Source organism: Micromonospora chokoriensis (assembly GCF_000718555.1).
Lineage (GTDB): Bacteria > Actinomycetota > Actinomycetes > Mycobacteriales > Micromonosporaceae > Micromonospora > Micromonospora chokoriensis_B.
On record NZ_JOAN01000017.1, the window covers coordinates 36,055 to 52,177 of the forward strand.

Below are 16,123 nucleotides of genomic sequence, written 5' to 3' on the forward strand. Positions count from 1 at the left end.
CGCCCGTTCCGCCCCTGGTGATCAAGAGGTTTCGGTCACGATTGGGGCCGGACTTGACGCAAACTTCTTGATCACCGGCAGCAGGGGGGTGGGGTTGTGGCTCGCAGCGTTTATCTGACCAGCGTGGGGTCCGGTGGGGGGAAGTCGACCGTCGCGCTTGGGTTGGCGGAGTTGCTTTCTCGCCAGGTTGGGCGGATTGGGGTTTTTCGGCCGCTGGTCGCCGATGGCGGCGCGGATCCGATTCTCGCCCTGTTGAGCGAGCGTTACCGGGTCGAGGTGCCGCTCGCTGAGCTGGCCGGGGCTAGCTATTGCGAGGCTGCGGCGCTGGTCGCCGACGGCCGGCGGGAGGAGCTGATCTCCGCCATCGTCGAGCGCTACCGGGCGGTGGAGCGGCAGTGCCCGGCGGTGGTCGTGGTGGGCAGCGACTTCGACGACCCGGGCGACCCGGCCCGCCCCCGGGAGCTGGCCTTCAACGCCCGGCTGGCCACCGAGTTCGGCAGCGTGGTGGTGCCGGTGGTGGACGGCTTCGGGCAGGAGCCGGCGGCGGTCGCGTCCGCTGTGCGCGGGGCGTACCACGATCTGGCCGACCTCGGCGCGACAGTGCTCGCGGTGATCGCCAACCGGGTGCCCGGGCCGATGACGCTGCCCGACCTGCCGGTCCCCGCGTACGCCATCCCGGAGGTGCCGAGCGTCTCGGCGCCGACGGTGGCCGAGGTGGCCGCGGCGCTCGGCGCCACCCTGCTGGCCGGGGACGACGCCGCGCTCGGTCGCGACGTGCTGGATTTCGTGGTTGGCGCGGCGCATGTGCCGACCCTGCTGGGCCACCTCACCGAGGGCGCCCTGGTGATCACTCCTGGGGATCGGGCCGACCTGCTCGTCGCCGCGAGCGCCGCGCACGTGGCCGGACAGGTGTCGGTGGCCGGGCTGGTGCTCACCCTCGGCGAGCAGCCCGACCCCCGGGTCATGCGGCTGGTGGAGGGGCTGAACACCGGGCTGGCGGTGCTCTCCGTGCGCAGCGACAGCTACGACACGGTGGCCGCGTCCAGTCGCATCGAGGGCCGGCCCAGCACGGCCAATCCCCGCAAGGTCGAGGCCGCGCTCGGCGCGTTCGAGCGCTGTGTGGACACCGACGACCTGGCCCGCCGACTGCGGGTCAGTCGGTCGACGCGGGTCACCCCGCTGATGTTCGAGAACGAGCTGATCGACCGGGCCCGCTCGAAGCCCCGGCACCTGGTGCTGCCGGAGGGCGCCGACGAGCGGATCCTGCGTGCGGCGGAGATCCTGCTGCGCCGTGGAGTGGCCGAGCTGACGCTGCTCGGTCGGCCCGACGACATCGCGCGGCGCACCCGTGAGCTGGGCATCGATCTCGGCGACGCGAACCTGGTCGACCCGGGCACCAGCGGGTGGCGCGACGACTTCGCCGCCGAGTACGCCCGGCTGCGCGCCCACCGCGGCGTCACCGCCGAGTTGGCGTACGACATCGTGGCGCAGCCCAACTACTTCGGCACGCTCATGGTGGCCAGCGGCCGCGCCGACGGCATGGTCTCCGGCGCGACGCACACCACCGCCGCGACCATCCGGCCGGCGTTCGAGATCATCCGTACCCTGCCGGACGTCTCGGTGGCCTCCAGCGTCTTCTTCATGCTGCTCGCCGACCGGGTGCTGGTCTACGGCGACTGCGCGGTCAACCGCGACCCGGACGCCGCCCAGCTCGCCGACATCGCGATCTCGTCGGCCGACACCGCCGCCCGGTTCGGCATCGAACCCCGGGTGGCCATGCTGTCGTACTCCACCGGCAGCTCGGGCGCCGGCGCGGACGTGGAGAAGGTCGCGGCAGCCACCGCGCTGGTCCGGGAGCGCCGCCCCGACCTGCTGGTCGAGGGGCCGATCCAGTACGACGCGGCGATCGACCCGGCGGTGGCGGCGACGAAGCTGCCGGGCAGCCCGGTCGCCGGCCACGCCACGGTCTTCATCTTCCCGGACCTGAACACCGGCAACAACACGTACAAGGCGGTGCAGCGCTCCGCCGGGGCGGTCGCCGTCGGCCCGGTCATGCAGGGTCTGCGCCGACCGGTGAACGACCTGTCCCGAGGCGCGCTGGTGCCGGACATCGTCAACACGGTGGCGATCACCGCCATCCAGGCGGCCACCGAGGAGGCATCGTGAGTCGCGTGCTGGTGCTCAACTGCGGGTCGTCGTCGGTGAAGTGGCGCCGCTACGACGGTGACCGTGCCCTCGACCACGGCGTCGTCGAGCGGATCGGTGAGCCCGGTGGCGGCCCGGCGGACCACACCGCCGCGGTCCGGCAGATCCTGGACGGGCTGGACCTGACCGGGTTGACGGCGGTCGGGCACCGGGTGGTGCACGGCGGCCGGACGTTCAGCGCGCCGGTGTTTGTCGACGACGCGGTGCTGGCCGCGATCAAGGACCTGGTGCCGCTCGCCCCGCTGCACAACCCGGCCAACCTGGCCGGCATCGAGGTGGCCCGCGCGGCGCTGCCGGGCATCCCGCAGGTGGCCGTCTTCGACACCGCGTTCCACCACACCCTGCCGGAGGCCGCCGCGACGTACGCGATCGACCGGGACACCGCCGAGCGGTACGACATCCGCCGGTACGGCTTCCACGGCACCTCGCACGCGTACGTGTCCCGCCGCACCGCTGAGCTGCTGGGCCGCCCGTACGAGCAGCTCAACACGATCACCCTGCACCTGGGCAACGGGGCCAGCGCCTGCGCGGTGGCGAACGGTCGCAGCGTCGCCACCTCGATGGGCATGTCCCCGTTGGAGGGGCTGGTGATGGGCACCCGAAGCGGCGACGTGGACCCGACCGTCATCTTCCACCTGCGCCGGGAGGGCGGGCTGTCGGTGGACGACATCGACGACCTACTCAACCACCGCAGTGGTCTGCTCGGGCTGACCGGCGCCAACGACATGCGCGAGGTGCTCCAGCGCCGCGCGGCCGGTGACCGGGCCGCAGAGCTGGCCTTCGACGTGTACTGCCGGCGCATCACCGGCTACGTCGGGGCGTACTACGCGCTGCTCGGTCGGGTCGACGCGATCGCCTTCACCGCCGGGGTCGGCGAGCACGCCGCGCCGGTGCGGGCTGCCGCGCTGGCCGGCCTGGGCCGGCTCGGCATCACCGTGGACGATGCCCGCAACGACGGCGGCGACGGCGATCGGGTGATCTCGCCCGATGGTGCCGAGGTGAGCGTCTGCGTCATCCGCACCGACGAGGAGCGGGAGATCGCCCGGCAGACCCGGGACGTGGTCGAGAGCGTTCGAGGAACGGGCCGGTAGAGCCCTGGCTCAGAGCGCCAGCCAGGCGACAACGGCGATCAGGAGCACGACGACCACCGCCCCACCGATGATCAACGGCAGTCGGGACGGTGTCTCCACCGGCGCGACCCTCTCTGGAGCATGAATGAAGGCGCGGAACGCCTCGGTGTTGCCACTGGGGTCGGTGTAGTTCTCAGACATGCCGGAGACCCTAGCGAAGCCGGTTGCGCGGCACCTGCCCCGGCCCATGTCTTCCCAGGTTGGACCCGGCCGGCGGAGGTGACCCGACCGGGTGGCGGCCGCACCCGAGCCGGACGGCGGGGCCGCTACGCCCACCCGGGCACCTACCGTAGAACGATGGGGGCAGGCCGGCTGCTGGCCGTACTGATGACAGCGTTGCTGGCCGGCTGTGCGCCGGCCACGGCCGTGGCCGGCGAGGCCGCGGGGTCGGTGTCGGCACGTCGGGCGCCTGAGGGGTCGTACGCCGTCGGCGTGCGTACGTTCACCCTCGATCCGCACTCGGCCCGCCCCCTGCCAGTGACGATCTGGCACCCGGCGTCGGCCGATCAGGTGGCGGCCGGGCGGTTCCCGGTGGTGATCTACAGCCACGGGCTGGGCAGCCGGCCCGAGCTGCACGCCGGGCTGACCACCCGCTGGGCGGCGGCCGGGTTCGTGGTGGCGGCACCCGCTTACCCGCACACCCGACAGGGTGCCGCGCACTTCACCCGGGCCGACGTACGCCACCAGCCGGCCGACGCATGGCGGCTGATCCGGCACCTGAGCGCCCTCGACCGGACCCGCGCCGATCCCCTCGCCGGGCACCTCGACCTGACCTCGATCGCCGCCGCCGGGCACTCGGCGGGCGGCTTCACCACCTCCGGCATGTTCAGCGAGGGCCACCCCGCCCGGTTACGCGCCGGGATCGTGATCGCTGGCGGCGGGCTGCCGGGCAGCTTCGCCGGGCCGGCCGCGCCGGTGCTCTTCGTGCACGGCACCGCCGACCCGGTGGTGCCGGTGACGGTCGGCCGGGCCGCGTACGCGCGTACCCCCGGGCCGGCCGCGTTCCTCAGCCTGCTGGGCCAGGACCACGGCGCGTACCTGACGCCGGGCCACCCGGGTTTCGCCCCGGTCCTCGCCACCACCACCGACTTCCTGCGCTGGACCCTCTACGGCGACCAGGCCGCCGGGGCCCGCCTCCCCACCGACGCCCACTCCCCCGCCCTGACCCGTTACGAGTCCCGCCCGGCCCACTGACCCGGCCGCGCGTCGGTACGGTGGCCCGGTGGACGAGATCACGCGCCGGCAGTTGGCGAGCATCGCCGAGGTGGTCGCGGTGGCCGGGGCGGGCGGCATGCCGGTGTGGCTGCGCGGCGGCTGGGCGATGGACTTCCAGCTCGGCGCGGTGACCCGCCCGCACGTCGACGTCGACTGGTACTGCTGGCGCGACGACGCGGGCCGGCTCGCCGACCTGCTGCTGGCCCGGGGCTGGCGTCCCGACCCACGGATGCCGGTGGAGTTGCAGCTCGACCTGTTCGTCGGAGACGTGGAGGTCAGCCTCGCGTACCTCGGTCGGGACGCTGCCGGCCAACCGACCGTGGGCTCCGGATCGTGGGCCGGCACCCCGCTGCCGGCCGGAATGCTGGACGCCCCGCCCGGCCGGATCGGCCCGCTCACCGTGCCGACGATCTCGGTGGCGGCCCAGATCGAGTTCAAGCAGATGTACCCGGTCTGGATGCCGGAGCGTCCCCGCCGCCCGAAGGACGCCGACGACCTGGCCCGACTGCGCGAGGTCGGCCCGGCCGGGCAGCGCTGAGTGAGCGGGCGGGCACACCGCGTCGAAGTCCACCGGGCAGGTCTGCCGGGCAAGGCACAATCGGATTCATGCCGCGTCGAGTCACCCCCGCACTGGTCGCCAGCGCCGTGCTCATGGCCGGTCTGGTCGGCTGCTCAGCGGACGCCCGGAAGACCGAGGGCCAGCAGTCGCCCGTCGAACCACCCCCCGCTGCCACGCCGACACCGCAGGTCCCAGCCGGGAAGGCCCCGCAGCGCGCCTTCGCGGTCGGCGTACGCCAGCTGAAGTTGGACCGGGACGGCCGTGCGCTGCCGACGACGCTCTGGTACCCGGCGGCCGGGCAGTCCGGCGGCGCGGCCAAGCGGTCGGCGGCGGCCGCGGCGGGCCGGTTCCCGGTGGTGATGTTCAGTCACGGCCTGGGCGGGCGGCCGGACGACTATGCCACGCTGCTGACCCGGTGGGCGGCGGCGGGTTTCGTGGTGGCCGCGCCGACGTTCCCGCGCACCTCCCGGGGTAGCGACAACAACGTCCTCGACGTGCTCAACCAGCCGGCCGACGTGTCGTACGCGTTGGATCAGGTGTTGGCGTTGGACGGCAAGGCCGGTGACTCGCTGCGCGGTCGGTTGGACAGCGAGCGGGTGGCCGCGGCCGGGCACTCGGCGGGCGGGGTGACCACCATCGGCCTCTTCACCGCCTCTCGGGACGAGCGGCTGGACGCGGGCGTGGTGTTCGCGGGCACGGCGCTCGGCGTGGGCACCGCGTTCGCCGGGGCGGCAGCGCCGCAGTTGTTCGTGCACGGTGAGCTGGACAAGGTGGTCGAGTACGCGGCGGGCAAGGCGGCGTACGACAAGGTGCCCTGGCCCAAGGCGATGCTGAGCCTGCCGAAGGGCGACCACGGGCGGGCGCTGCTCAGCGATGGCGCGACGCTGCGGGTCGTCTCGGACACGTCGGTCGAGTTTCTCCGCTGGTCGCTCTACGGCGACGCCGACGCCAAGAAGCGCATCTCCACCGACGCGACGCGCGGCGACATCGCCACCTTCGACGACCACCTCTGAGCCACCCGCGCCGGCCCGCCGCGCGGCGCGCGTCAGGCCTCGTGGTCGATGACGATCTTGCCGAAGGCATCGCCGGAGTGCAGGCGGGCGAAGGCGTCCTCGACCCGACTGAACGGGATGACGCTGTCCACCACCGGGCGCACCTCGTTGTCGGCACAGAACGCCAACAGCTCGTACAGCTCACCGGGCGTGCCCATCGAGGTGCCCAGGATCTCCAACTGCATCGCGAAGACCCGGCGCAGGTTGACCGTCGGCTCGTGCCCGGCGGTCGCGCCGGAGACCACGATCCGGGCCATCGGCGCGGCCGACTTCAGCGAGTGGTCGAAGGTGGCCGCACCGACCGTCTCGATCACCACGTCGACGCGTTCCGGCAGCCGGGCACCGGGTTCCAGCGCGGTGGCGCCGAGGGCCGAGATGCGGTCGCGCTTGCCGGCGTCGCGGCTGGTCGCGTACACCCGCTTGCCCATCGCCACGGCGAGCGCGACGGCCGCGGTGGCCACGCCGCCGCCCGCGCCTTGCACCAGCACGCTGTCGGCGTCCGCGACGCGGCCCTTGGTGGTCAGCATCCGCCACGCCGTCAGCCAGGCCGTGGGCAGGCACGCCGCGTCGGTCGCCGCCATGCCGTCGGGCAGCGGGATCAGGTTCGATCGGGGTACGGCCACCCGCTCGGCGAGCGTTCCGGGGAAGTACTCGGAGAGGATGGAGACCCCGCGCGGGTCACCCGGGGTGACGACCACCGGGTACACGACCACCGGGCGCCCCTCCGGGTCCAGCCCGACCGCGTCGCAGCCGAGGATCATCGGCAGTTGGGCCTCGGTGAGACCCACCCCGCGCAGAGACCAGAGGTCGTGGTGGTTGAGCGAGGTGGCCCGCAACTGCACGGTCACCCAGTCGTCGGCCGGAGGGGTTGGCTCGGGCCGCTCGCCGACGGTGAGCGCGGCGAGCGGATCGGCGTCGTCGAAGTGGGAGGCAAAGGCAGCACGCATGATCGGCACGGTAACAAGCTGAGCGCTCGTTAAGAAGGCTCCTCCGTCTACCGGCGGGCGACGCCGTCGCGGCGGGCGGCTTCGGCGACCGCCTCGGCCACGGCCGGCGCGACGCGCGGGTCGAGCGGTGACGGAACGATCGCGTCGGCGGTCAGCGACTCGGCCACCACACCGGCGATGGCGTCCGCGGCGGCGACCTTCATCGCCTCGGTGATCCGGGTGGCGCCGGCATCCAGCGCACCACGGAACACCCCGGGGAAGGCCAGCACGTTGTTGATCTGGTTGGGGTAGTCGCTACGCCCGGTGGCGACCACCGCGACGTGCCGGGCGGCCACCTCGGGGTGCACCTCGGGGGTCGGGTTCGCCAACGCGAACACGATCCCGCCGGGCGCCATCCGAGCCACCGCCGCCTCGGGGATCTGCCCGCCGGAGACACCGATCAGCACGTCCGCGTCGCGCAGCGCCTCGGTGATGTCGCCGTGGCGGCCGTCGGCGTTGGTGCTCGCCGCCAGCTCGGCCTTGGTGCCGGTCAGCTCGGTGCGGTGTCGGCCGATGATCCCCTTGGAGTCACAGACCACCACCTGGTCCGGGTTGACGCCCCCGGCGATCAGCATCTTCGTCACGGCGACGCCGGCCGCGCCCGCGCCGCTCACCGCCACCCGCAGGTCACCGAGCTTGCGATCGAGCAGCGCCGCGGCGTTGCGCAGCGCGGCGAGCACCACGATGGCGGTGCCGTGCTGGTCGTCGTGGAAGACCGGAATGTCCAGCGCCTCGTCGAGTCGGCGCTCGATCTCGAAGCAGCGCGGCGCGCTGATGTCCTCCAGGTTGATCCCACCGAACGAGGGGGCCAGCGCCCGCACCACCGCGACGATCTCGTCCACGTCCTGGGTGTCCAGGCACACCGGCACCGCGTCCACCCCGGCGAACTGCTTGAACAGCACCGCCTTGCCCTCCATCACCGGCAGGGCGGCGCGGGGGCCGATGTTGCCCAGCCCGAGCACCGCCGAGCCGTCGGTGACCACCGCGACCGTGTGCGACACCCAGGTGTAGTCATCTACCAGGGCGGGGTCGGCGGCGATCGCCTCACACACCCGGGCCACCCCCGGGGTGTACGCCAGGGAGAGGTCCTCCCGGCTGGTGAGCGGCACGGTCGAGGTGACGGCCATCTTGCCGCCCCGGTGCAGCGCGAAGACGGGATCAGCGGGGTCCACGGTGGACGAAGACATGGTGGTGACTCCAGGATCTGTCGAGCAGATGTGGGCGGCCGGGCCTCGCCGCGAGTGGGCGGCGAGCGGTGGCGCGCGGTGCGGGGGTCACCCGGGCACGTTCCGAGCATAGTGTCGACACCACCCCTCGGATGTGAGCAGGGTCATAACCGGCGACGAGGCACCCGTCCGGGGCGTGGCCAGTAGCGGGCCACCACCCGTGCGCGCACATCGGCCACCCCGTACGCCCGGGAGTCATCGGTGATCAGGTCGTTGTCTCCCCGCAGCCACCAGCCGCCGTCCTGCGGCCGGACCGCACGCTTCACCACCAGCAGATCGGGCCGGGTCCGGAAGACCGCGACCACCACGTCGCCGGCCCGGATCGGACGGCCACCGGGGCGGACCAGCACCGCGTCGCCGTGCCGCAACGTCGGCGCCATGGATGGGCCGGTCACCAGGACGGCGGTCAGTGGCCCGCGCAACCGGGGGGCCTCAGCAGGGTGATCGGCGGCCACTGGTTTCACCTCCACCCGGTTCGGGGAGCACTCCCAGGAGTAATGTCGCCTTTGATCATCGCAAACTTCCCATGGAGGATCCCGATGCGACTTCCGCGCATCCTTGCGCCCCGCGTCACCGCGAGCGCTCACTGCGACCTGCCGTGCGGTGTCTACGACCCGGCTCAGGCCCGGATCGAGGCCGAATCGGTCAAAATGATCTGCGAGAAGTACCAGTCGAACACCGACCCGGAGTTCCGCACCCGCGCCGTCATCATCAAGGAGCAGCGCGCCGAGCTGGTCAAGCACCACCTCTGGGTGCTCTGGACCGACTACTTCAAGCCGCCGCACTTCGAGAAGTACCCGAACCTGCACAGCCTGTTCAACGAGGCCACCAAGCTCGCCGGCGCCGGTGGCGTCAAGGGCAGCCTCGACCCGGCCACCGCCGACAAGCTGCTCGCGAAGATCGATGAGATCTCGAAGATCTTCTGGGAGACCAAGAAGGCGTGACCTCCCCGGTCATTCCAACGATTCGGCCGGCACGTCCCGAGGACGTGCCGGCCGTCGTCGCCATGGTGCACGAGCTGGCCGAGTACGAACGGGCCCCGGAGCAGTGCCACCTCACCACCGAGCAGTTGACCTCAGCTCTCTTCACGACTGCTCCGGCGCTCTTCGGTCACGTCGCGGTGGACGAGCACGACGAGCCGGTCGGCTTCGCGCTGTGGTTCCTCAACTTCTCCACCTGGGCCGGTGTGCACGGCATCTATTTGGAGGACCTCTACGTCCGGCCGGCCGCCCGGGGCACCGGCGCCGGCCGACTGCTGCTCGCCACGCTGGCCGACATCTGCGTACGACGCGGCTACCAGCGGCTGGAGTGGTGGATGATCGACTGGAACCCGGCCGCCGGCTTCTACGCCTCGATCGGCGCGGAGCAGATGAGCGAGTGGGTTCCCTACCGGCTCAGCGGCGACGCGCTCGGCGAGCTGGCCGAGCACGCCACCGCCGGCACGCGTACGGACGACTGACCGGGTAGAGTCCCCGACCGGGGGGATGAGCGTGACTCAACTGACTGGCCAGCCAGCGACCGACGATGACGTGGTGCACCTCACGGTGCCTGCCGACGGCGGTTACCTCGGCGTGCTTCGCACCGCCACCGCCGGTCTCGCGGCCCGGTTGCAGTTCGCGCTCGACGAGATCGAGGATCTGCGGATCGCTGTCGACGAGGCGTGCGCCATGCTGCTCGCCATCGCCACCCGCGACGCCGAGTTGGAGTGCCGCTTCGCGGTCACCGAGGACGCGTTGACCGTCGAGGTGACCGTGCCGACCGTGCGCGGTGCCACCCTGCCCGCCGAGTCGTCCTTCGCCTGGAAGGTGCTGACCGCGCTGACCACCTCGGCGTCCGCCACGTCTGCCGACGGTCGGGCCACGATCGCGCTGCTCACCCGCCGCTCCGGCGGCTACTGACCGGCCCGGCGCACGCCGGCGGTCACTCGAAGCCGAGTGCGCGGGTAGTCGGCGGGCTGACCAGCAGCCAAGCCACGCCCAGGCCGAGCGCCATCAACGGCACGCCCAGCCACGCCATCCCAGCCTGGATCATGAACCACCCGATCGGCAGCAGCATCAGCTGAAGCACGATCGCGGGTGCGCGTGCACCCGCCTGACGGCGCAGCAGCGCACGGCCCAGCGCCCAGAGCGCGACCGCCGCCCCGATGGCGAACACGGTCACCAGCGCCGCCGCCAGCAGATCGGTGCGGGTGGCAGTGAGGTCGGCCCAGACCAGCCAGACGGCGATCAGCCCGACGGCGGCCGCCTCTGCCCACAGCAGCCGGACCGCCCAGCGGAGCGTGACGGGAAACGGCGCCGAGTCGATGGTCACGCGCGCCACGATACCCGGGCTGCCGAGAGGTACAGTGCCGCCCATGCGGGCCGTCCTGGTGGTCAATCCGAAGGCCACCACCACCAGCGAACGCAGCCGGGACGTGCTCGTCCGGGCGCTGCGCAGCGAAGTTGACCTCAGCGTGCGCTACACCCGTCGGCGCGGGCACGCCGTGGCGCTGGCCCGGGAGGCAGCCGCGGAAGGCGTCGACCTGGTCGTCACCCTGGGTGGCGACGGCACGGTGAACGAGGTGGTGAACGGCCTGATGACGGCCGAGCCGCCGACCCGCGCCGACGACGCCCCGCTGGCGCAGCGACTGCCCGCCCTGGCGACCGTGCCCGGTGGCTCGACAAACGTGTTCGCCCGCGCGGTGGGTCTGCCTCGGGAGTGGCCGGAGGCGACCAGCATGATCCTGGAAGGGCTGCGGCTGGGCCGGAGCCGGACGGTGGGGCTGGGCCGCGCCGACGACCGCTACTTCACCTTCTGCGCCGGGTTCGGCCTGGACGCCGCGGTGATCCACCGGGTGGAGCAGGCCCGGCGGAAGGGCCGGGTGTCCACGCCGTCGCTCTATCTGCGTTCGATCATGAACCAGTACTTCCTCGCCTCGGACCGGCGGCACCCGGCGATCGTCCTGGAGCGTCCGGGTGAGCCGGCGGAGGCCGAGCTGGCCACCGTCATCATCCAGAACACGGCGCCCTGGACGTACCTGGGCGACCGGGAGGTCAACCCGAACCCGGCGGCGTCGTTCGACCTGGGGCTGGATGTGCTGGCGTTGCGTCAGCTCCGGGTGGCTAGCACAACACGGACAGTGACGCAGTTCCTGTCCCGGCAAGCGAATCCGCGCGGCCGACAGGTGTTACGACTGCATGACACAGCGGAGTTCACGCTGCTCTCCAGCCGTCCGCAGGCGTTCCAGCTGGACGGGGACTATCTCGGCGAGCGGGAGAAAGTCAGATTCACCTCCGTTCCCGCCGCACTGAGAGTAATCTGCTAGGTCTCGGGTACTGCCCTAGGTCGACACGGTGGCCACAGCCGATCGACTTGGTCACCGCCACACCGAGGGGCAGGTGCCGGAAATGTCAGCAATGTCACGCGGACTGTACTATATTGATCCTCGACTGTGGCACGGCGGGTAACCAGGAAAACACTGGAACCCGGACAAATGGGTTGTGGGCTTGCTCACCGCCCGGAGTTTTTCCGAGCGTCACCCTTGACATCACGACTGATCGTGAAAGTATTCACAAGCGAACTTGAGTTACCGGGACATTGCCTGGATATGCTCGTCAGGTTGAGCTGTTCCAGCAGGTCCCCGGCGCTGGCCGCCTGCTCACGCACTGCCGAATAGACGAACGCTAACGGTCACCTCGGCACTGCGGATGCATATAGGAAAAGCACGACAAGCAATTGTTGCCACCCATCCAGAATGAGGAGTGTTGCCGCCATGGACTGGCGTCACCATGCTGTCTGCCGCGACGAGGACCCGGAGCTGTTCTTCCCGATTGGGACGTCCGGACCGGCTCTCCTGCAAGTCGAGCAGGCCAAGGCCGTCTGCAGGCGCTGCTCCGTGACCGACCAGTGCCTGCAGTGGGCACTCGAGTCTGGTCAGGACGCCGGCGTCTGGGGCGGAATGAGCGAAGAGGAGCGGCGCGCTGTCAAGCGGCGCGGCGGTCTCCGGGTGCTGCGCGCTCACTCCGCCTGATCACCAACGACACAGCTGTACGCCCCGGCGGGTTCGCCCGCCGGGGCGTTCCGCTGTCCGGCGCCGGATCAGATCAGCCCGCAGTCGCCACCGAATGCCCGTCGGGCCGGTCGTCGACCCGGCGCAGCACCAACTCGACCAACTCCGGCGCGTCGGTCAACGGCGCGGCGACCGCCACCGCGCCGGCCGCCCGAGCCGCCTCGGCCACCGCGTCATGGAACAACCCCGGTGCCAGGAAGTACGCGGACACCGCGACCCGACGCGCGCCGGATGCCCGGAGGCGGGACACCGCCACACCGGCCGCCGGTGGAGCCGCCGAGGCGTACGCCACCCGACAGGGCACCCCGAGCTGCCCGCCGAGCGCGTCGGCGACCCGGCCAACCGAGCGGCGTGCCCGCGCGTCCCGGGTGCCCGCCGCAGCCAGCACCACCGCGTCGAAGCGGCCCGGTTGCGTCTCACCCAGCCGACGGCGCAGCCCGGCCAGCAGCCCAGGATCAGGTGTGTCGTCCGTCGGGCCGAGCACATCGGTCACCCGTACCGTCAGCGGCGGCCCGTCCTGCGTCGCTGCGGCGACCGCCGCCGGAATGTCCACCCGATGGTGGTACGCGGCGGTCAGCAGCAGCGGCACCAGCACCGCCCGCCGGTGACCGGCCACGGCCAGGTCGCGCAGCACCTTGGTCGGCCCCGGCTCGGTGTGGTCCAGCCAACTCGCCCACACCGGTGTGCCCGGTCGAGCCGCCGACACCGCCCGGGCCAGTGCCCGGGTGGCCTCGGCCGCTCGTGGATCACGGCTGCCGTGCGCGACAAGCACCACCGGGGCCGCCCCGCCGGCCGCGTCGGGGCCGGTCAGGGTGGTCGCCGGGGAGGTCAGACGTGCAGCCCGCACTCGGTCTTCTCGAACATGGCCCACCGGCCGGCCCGCGCGTCCTCACCGGCCTTCGTGCGGCGGGTGCACGGCCAGCAGCCGATCGAACCGTAGCCCTGCTTGAACAGCTCGTTGACCGGCACGTTGAAGCGGGCGATGTAGGCGTCCACATCCTGCTGCGACCACGCCGCGATCGGGTTGACCTTGACCTTGCCGCGGCGCGCGTCGAAGGTCACCACCGGCGTGTTGGCCCGGCTCGGCGACTCGTCCCGCCGCAGACCGGCAGCCCAGGCGTCGTACCCGGTCAGCGCCCGCTCCAGCGGCTCCACCTTGCGTAGCTGGCAGCAGTCGTCCGGCGACTTGTTGAACAGCCGAGGACCGTACTGGCCGTCCTGCTGGCCGACGGTGAGTCGGGGCCGGATCGACCGGACGTTCACCGGCAGCGTCCGGGCGACCTCGTCGCGCACCCGTAGCGTCTCGGGGAAGTGCAGGCCGGTGTCGAGGAAGACCACGTCCACCCCCGGGGCCACCCGGGACACCAGGTGTGCCAGCACGGCGTCGGCCATCGAGCTGGTGACGCAGAACCGGTCGCCGAAGGTCTGCGCCGCCCACCGGGCGATCTCCAGCGCCGGGGCGCCCTCCAGATCCCGAGCGGCCTGCTCGGCCAGCGCCCGCAGCTCGTCCGGGCCGCGCCGGGCCGGGTCGGCCGCCGTCGGGCCGGCCGGGCCCACCAGGCGCAGGCTCGCGGCTGAGAGGAGACTCATGACGTCACCGTCCGACTGAGCAGCCCGGTGAACTTCACCGAGAAGACCCGGGTGCAGGCATGGCACTCCCAGGCGCCGTGCCCCGCCTCGTGCGGCCGCAGGTCTTCCTCGCCGCAGTACGGGCAGTACAGAGGTGCCGCTCGGTTCTCGCTGCTCACCGCAGTGCCTCCTCGTCGACTCTGATCACCCAGTTGGCGAACGTCTCGCCCTCGCTCCGACCGGCCAGGTAACGACGGGCCAGCCGTTCCACGTACTCCGGAAGCTCTTCGGCGGTGGTCTTCAGGCCGCGTAGCTTGCGGCCGAAACCGGCGGTCTGCCCCTGGGCCATGCCCAGCCCGCCGCCCAGGTGCACCTGGAAGCCCTCGACCTGCCGGCCGTCCGGGCCGACCACCAGTTGACCCTTGAGGCCGATGTCGGCCACCTGGGTACGCGCGCAGGCGTTCGGGCAGCCGTTGATGTGGATCGAGATGTCCGCATCGAAGTCGCGCAGTCGCTGCTCCAGCCGGGCCACCAACTCCTCGCCACGCGCCTTGGTCTCGACGATGGCGAGCTTGCAGTACTCGATGCCGGTGCACGCCATCGTGCCGCGCCGCCAGGCCGACGGCCGGGCCTCCAGGCCGATCCCGCGCAGCGCGTCGACAAGCGACTCCGTCCGCTCCGACGGCACGTCGAGCACCAGCAGCTTCTGGTACGGGGTGAGCCGCACCCGGTCGCTGCCGTGCGCCTCGACCACGTCGGCCAACTGGCTGAGCTGCGCGCCGGAGACCCGCCCGACCACCGGGGCGGCGCCCACGTAGTGCCGCCCGTCGGCCTGCTCGTGCACGCCCACGTGGTCGACCGGCTTCGACGGCAGGGTCGGCGCCGGGCCGTCGAGCAGCGTACGACCGAGGTAGTCCTTCTCCAGGACCTCGCGGAAGCGCTCCACGCCCCAGTCGGCCACCAGGAACTTCAACCGGGCCCGGTTGCGCAGTCGGCGGTAGCCGTAGTCGCGGAAGATCCCGACCACGCCGGCCCACACGTCCGGCACCTCGGTCAGCGGCACCCAGACGCCGAGCCGCTTGGCGAGCATCGGGTTGGTAGAGAGACCCCCACCGACCCAGACGTCGAAGCCGGGCCCGTGCTCGGGGTGGTCGACGCCGAGGAAGGCGATGTCGTTCGACTCGTACGGGGTGTCCACCAGCCAGGAGATCGACGTCTTGAACTTGCGGGGCAGGTTGGAGAACTGCTTGTCCCCGACGTAGCGGGAGACGATCTCGTCGACCGCCGGGGTCGGGTCGAGCAGCTCGTCGCGGGCCACCCCGGCGACCGGGCTGCCCAGCACGATCCGTGGGCAGTCGCCACACGCCTCGGTGGTCTGCAGGCCGACCGCCTCCAGCCGGCGCCAGATCTCCGGCATGTCCTCGACCCGGATCCAGTGGTACTGGATGTTCTGCCGGTCGGTGATGTCGGCGGTGTCCCGGGCGAACTCCCGGGAGATGTCCGCGATCACCCGCAGCTGGGCCAGGCTGAGCTGACCGCCGTCGATGCGGACCCGGAGCATGAAGAACTCGTCCTCCAGCTCGTGCGGCTCCAGCACGGCGGTGCGCCCGCCGTCGATGCCCGCCTTGCGCTGGGTGTAGAGGCCCCACCAGCGGAACCGGCCACGCAGGTCCTGCGGGTCGATCGAGGCGAAGCCGCGGTGCGCGTAGATGTTCTCGATCCGGGCCCGGACGTTGAGCGGGTCGTCGTCCTTCTTGATCCGCTCGTTGGGGTTGAGCGGCTCGCGGTGGCCGAGCGCCCACTGCCCCTCACCCCGCGGTCGGCGCGGCGTTCGGGCCGGGCGAGCCGTCGGGTCCTCGGAACGGGCCGGGATGCTGCTGACCGCCATCGCGGCGTCCTCCGTTGTCTGCTGTGCCTCTGGGTACGCGGGCGCGGCGGCCGGCCCGGCGAAGCGGGCGGGACAACGGTGTCTGAGACAGCCGGCGCGGAGCGCGCCCGAGACAGAATGGTCGGGCGTCGTCAGTTGGCCGGACAGATCGCGCTGCGCACGCGGCCGTAATCAACGTGGCGACGTGCCACGAAGCGGCGGACGACTGCGGCGGTCATGAGGCCCATGCTGCCACACCCCATGGG

19 protein-coding genes are annotated in these 16,123 nt (G+C 72.0%); 10 read left to right on the forward strand and 9 right to left on the reverse strand.

Annotated features, from left to right (window positions below):
* The first annotated feature begins 96 nt into the window (after positions 1–96).
* The gene (pta, locus tag IF46_RS0122645; protein ID WP_030490375.1) at positions 97–2,166 is read left to right on the forward strand and encodes a phosphate acetyltransferase; all 2,070 of its coding nucleotides are present in this window, start codon (positions 97–99) and stop codon (positions 2,164–2,166) included.
* Positions 2,163–3,296, forward strand: a complete 1,134-nt coding sequence (locus tag IF46_RS0122650; protein ID WP_030490376.1) for an acetate/propionate family kinase — start codon at positions 2,163–2,165, stop codon at positions 3,294–3,296. The genes pta and IF46_RS0122650 overlap by 4 nt, the downstream gene beginning before the upstream one ends.
* Positions 3,297–3,305: 9 nt before the next feature.
* On the opposite strand, the gene IF46_RS34865 is transcribed toward IF46_RS0122650, so the two are convergent.
* Positions 3,306–3,476: a hypothetical protein gene (locus IF46_RS34865; RefSeq protein ID WP_198041508.1), complete on the reverse strand. Its 171-nt coding sequence runs from the start codon at positions 3,474–3,476 to the stop codon at positions 3,306–3,308.
* Between the two features lie 156 nt (positions 3,477–3,632).
* On the opposite strand from IF46_RS34865, the gene IF46_RS32740 reads away from it, so the two are divergent.
* The 3 genes from IF46_RS32740 to IF46_RS0122670 all read left to right on the forward strand — a co-directional run bounded on the left by IF46_RS32740 (position 3,633) and on the right by IF46_RS0122670 (position 6,122).
* Positions 3,633–4,529, forward strand: coding sequence for an alpha/beta hydrolase family protein (locus IF46_RS32740; RefSeq protein ID WP_036392978.1), 897 nt, complete (start codon positions 3,633–3,635; stop codon positions 4,527–4,529).
* Positions 4,530–4,557: 28 nt separating this feature from the next.
* Positions 4,558–5,088 carry a nucleotidyltransferase domain-containing protein gene (locus IF46_RS0122665; RefSeq protein WP_030490378.1) on the forward strand — a complete coding sequence of 177 codons (531 nt, stop codon included), beginning with the start codon at positions 4,558–4,560 and terminating at the stop codon, positions 5,086–5,088.
* Positions 5,089–5,156: 68 nt separating this feature from the next.
* On the forward strand, positions 5,157–6,122 hold the full coding sequence (locus tag IF46_RS0122670) for an alpha/beta hydrolase family protein (RefSeq protein WP_030490379.1): 966 nt from the start codon (positions 5,157–5,159) through the stop codon (positions 6,120–6,122).
* 32 nt (positions 6,123–6,154) lie between these two features.
* On the opposite strand, the gene IF46_RS0122675 is transcribed toward IF46_RS0122670, so the two are convergent.
* The 3 genes from IF46_RS0122675 to IF46_RS0122685 all read right to left on the reverse strand — a co-directional run bounded on the left by IF46_RS0122675 (position 6,155) and on the right by IF46_RS0122685 (position 8,828).
* Entirely contained in the window at positions 6,155–7,117 is a 963-nt protein-coding gene (locus IF46_RS0122675) for a zinc-binding dehydrogenase (protein WP_030490380.1), read from the reverse strand.
* A gap of 38 nt (positions 7,118–7,155) precedes the next feature.
* Positions 7,156–8,334: an NAD(P)-dependent malic enzyme gene (locus IF46_RS0122680; protein ID WP_030490381.1), complete on the reverse strand. Its 1,179-nt coding sequence runs from the start codon at positions 8,332–8,334 to the stop codon at positions 7,156–7,158.
* A gap of 143 nt (positions 8,335–8,477) precedes the next feature.
* Entirely contained in the window at positions 8,478–8,828 is a 351-nt protein-coding gene (locus tag IF46_RS0122685; protein ID WP_030490382.1) for a S24/S26 family peptidase, read from the reverse strand.
* A gap of 84 nt (positions 8,829–8,912) precedes the next feature.
* On the opposite strand from IF46_RS0122685, the gene sodN reads away from it, so the two are divergent.
* From sodN to IF46_RS0122700, 3 genes are read left to right on the forward strand one after another with little or no spacing between them, the layout of a single operon-like run.
* Positions 8,913–9,317: a superoxide dismutase, Ni gene (sodN, locus tag IF46_RS0122690; protein WP_030490383.1), complete on the forward strand. Its 405-nt coding sequence runs from the start codon at positions 8,913–8,915 to the stop codon at positions 9,315–9,317.
* Positions 9,314–9,832, forward strand: a complete 519-nt coding sequence (locus IF46_RS0122695; protein ID WP_030490384.1) for a GNAT family N-acetyltransferase — start codon at positions 9,314–9,316, stop codon at positions 9,830–9,832. Before sodN ends, IF46_RS0122695 begins: the two co-directional genes overlap by 4 nt.
* A 31-nt stretch (positions 9,833–9,863) precedes the next feature.
* On the forward strand, positions 9,864–10,271 hold the full coding sequence (locus IF46_RS0122700) for an ATP-binding protein (protein WP_030336681.1): 408 nt from the start codon (positions 9,864–9,866) through the stop codon (positions 10,269–10,271).
* A gap of 22 nt (positions 10,272–10,293) precedes the next feature.
* On the opposite strand, the gene IF46_RS0122705 is transcribed toward IF46_RS0122700, so the two are convergent.
* Positions 10,294–10,683, reverse strand: coding sequence for a hypothetical protein (locus tag IF46_RS0122705; RefSeq protein ID WP_030490385.1), 390 nt, complete (start codon positions 10,681–10,683; stop codon positions 10,294–10,296).
* A 43-nt stretch (positions 10,684–10,726) separates the two neighbouring features.
* On the opposite strand from IF46_RS0122705, the gene IF46_RS0122710 reads away from it, so the two are divergent.
* Complete coding sequence (locus IF46_RS0122710; protein ID WP_030490386.1) at positions 10,727–11,677, forward strand: diacylglycerol/lipid kinase family protein; 951 nt, start codon at positions 10,727–10,729, stop codon at positions 11,675–11,677.
* Positions 11,678–12,124: 447 nt separating this feature from the next.
* Entirely contained in the window at positions 12,125–12,382 is a 258-nt protein-coding gene (locus tag IF46_RS0122715) for a WhiB family transcriptional regulator (RefSeq protein ID WP_007072794.1), read from the forward strand.
* Positions 12,383–12,455: 73 nt separating this feature from the next.
* Here the strand turns inward: IF46_RS0122715 and IF46_RS0122720 are convergent, their stop codons facing one another.
* The 4 genes from IF46_RS0122720 to IF46_RS0122735 are packed head-to-tail and all read right to left on the reverse strand — an operon-like array spanning position 12,456 to position 15,878.
* Entirely contained in the window at positions 12,456–13,268 is an 813-nt protein-coding gene (locus IF46_RS0122720; protein ID WP_420063585.1) for a sirohydrochlorin chelatase, read from the reverse strand.
* Positions 13,250–14,011 (reverse strand): phosphoadenylyl-sulfate reductase, encoded by a 762-nt coding sequence (locus IF46_RS0122725; RefSeq protein WP_030490388.1) that lies wholly within the window; start codon positions 14,009–14,011, stop codon positions 13,250–13,252. Before IF46_RS0122725 ends, IF46_RS0122720 begins: the two co-directional genes overlap by 19 nt.
* A complete protein-coding gene (locus IF46_RS34870; protein WP_124776219.1) occupies positions 14,008–14,169 on the reverse strand; it encodes an IS1 family transposase in 162 nt (53 codons plus the stop codon). The genes IF46_RS0122725 and IF46_RS34870 overlap by 4 nt, the downstream gene beginning before the upstream one ends.
* On the reverse strand, positions 14,166–15,878 hold the full coding sequence (locus IF46_RS0122735) for a nitrite/sulfite reductase (protein WP_030490389.1): 1,713 nt from the start codon (positions 15,876–15,878) through the stop codon (positions 14,166–14,168). Before IF46_RS0122735 ends, IF46_RS34870 begins: the two co-directional genes overlap by 4 nt.
* Positions 15,879–16,123 lie beyond the last annotated feature (245 nt).

Excerpts from the sequence above, each read along its gene's own strand:
- IF46_RS32740 (WP_036392978.1), top strand. The coding sequence starts at position 3,633 with ATGGGGGCAGGCCGGCTGCTGGCCGTACTGATGACAGCGTTGCTGGCC.
- IF46_RS0122670 (WP_030490379.1), top strand. The coding sequence starts at position 5,157 with ATGCCGCGTCGAGTCACCCCCGCACTGGTCGCCAGCGCCGTGCTCATG.
- IF46_RS0122710 (WP_030490386.1), top strand. The coding sequence starts at position 10,727 with ATGCGGGCCGTCCTGGTGGTCAATCCGAAGGCCACCACCACCAGCGAA.
- IF46_RS34865 (WP_198041508.1), bottom strand. The coding sequence starts at position 3,476 with ATGTCTGAGAACTACACCGACCCCAGTGGCAACACCGAGGCGTTCCGC.
- IF46_RS0122725 (WP_030490388.1), bottom strand. The coding sequence starts at position 14,011 with ATGAGTCTCCTCTCAGCCGCGAGCCTGCGCCTGGTGGGCCCGGCCGGC.
- sodN (WP_030490383.1), top strand. The coding sequence starts at position 8,913 with ATGCGACTTCCGCGCATCCTTGCGCCCCGCGTCACCGCGAGCGCTCAC.
- IF46_RS0122715 (WP_007072794.1), top strand. The coding sequence starts at position 12,125 with ATGGACTGGCGTCACCATGCTGTCTGCCGCGACGAGGACCCGGAGCTG.
- IF46_RS0122680 (WP_030490381.1), bottom strand. The coding sequence starts at position 8,334 with ATGTCTTCGTCCACCGTGGACCCCGCTGATCCCGTCTTCGCGCTGCAC.
- IF46_RS0122735 (WP_030490389.1), bottom strand. The coding sequence starts at position 15,878 with ATGGCGGTCAGCAGCATCCCGGCCCGTTCCGAGGACCCGACGGCTCGC.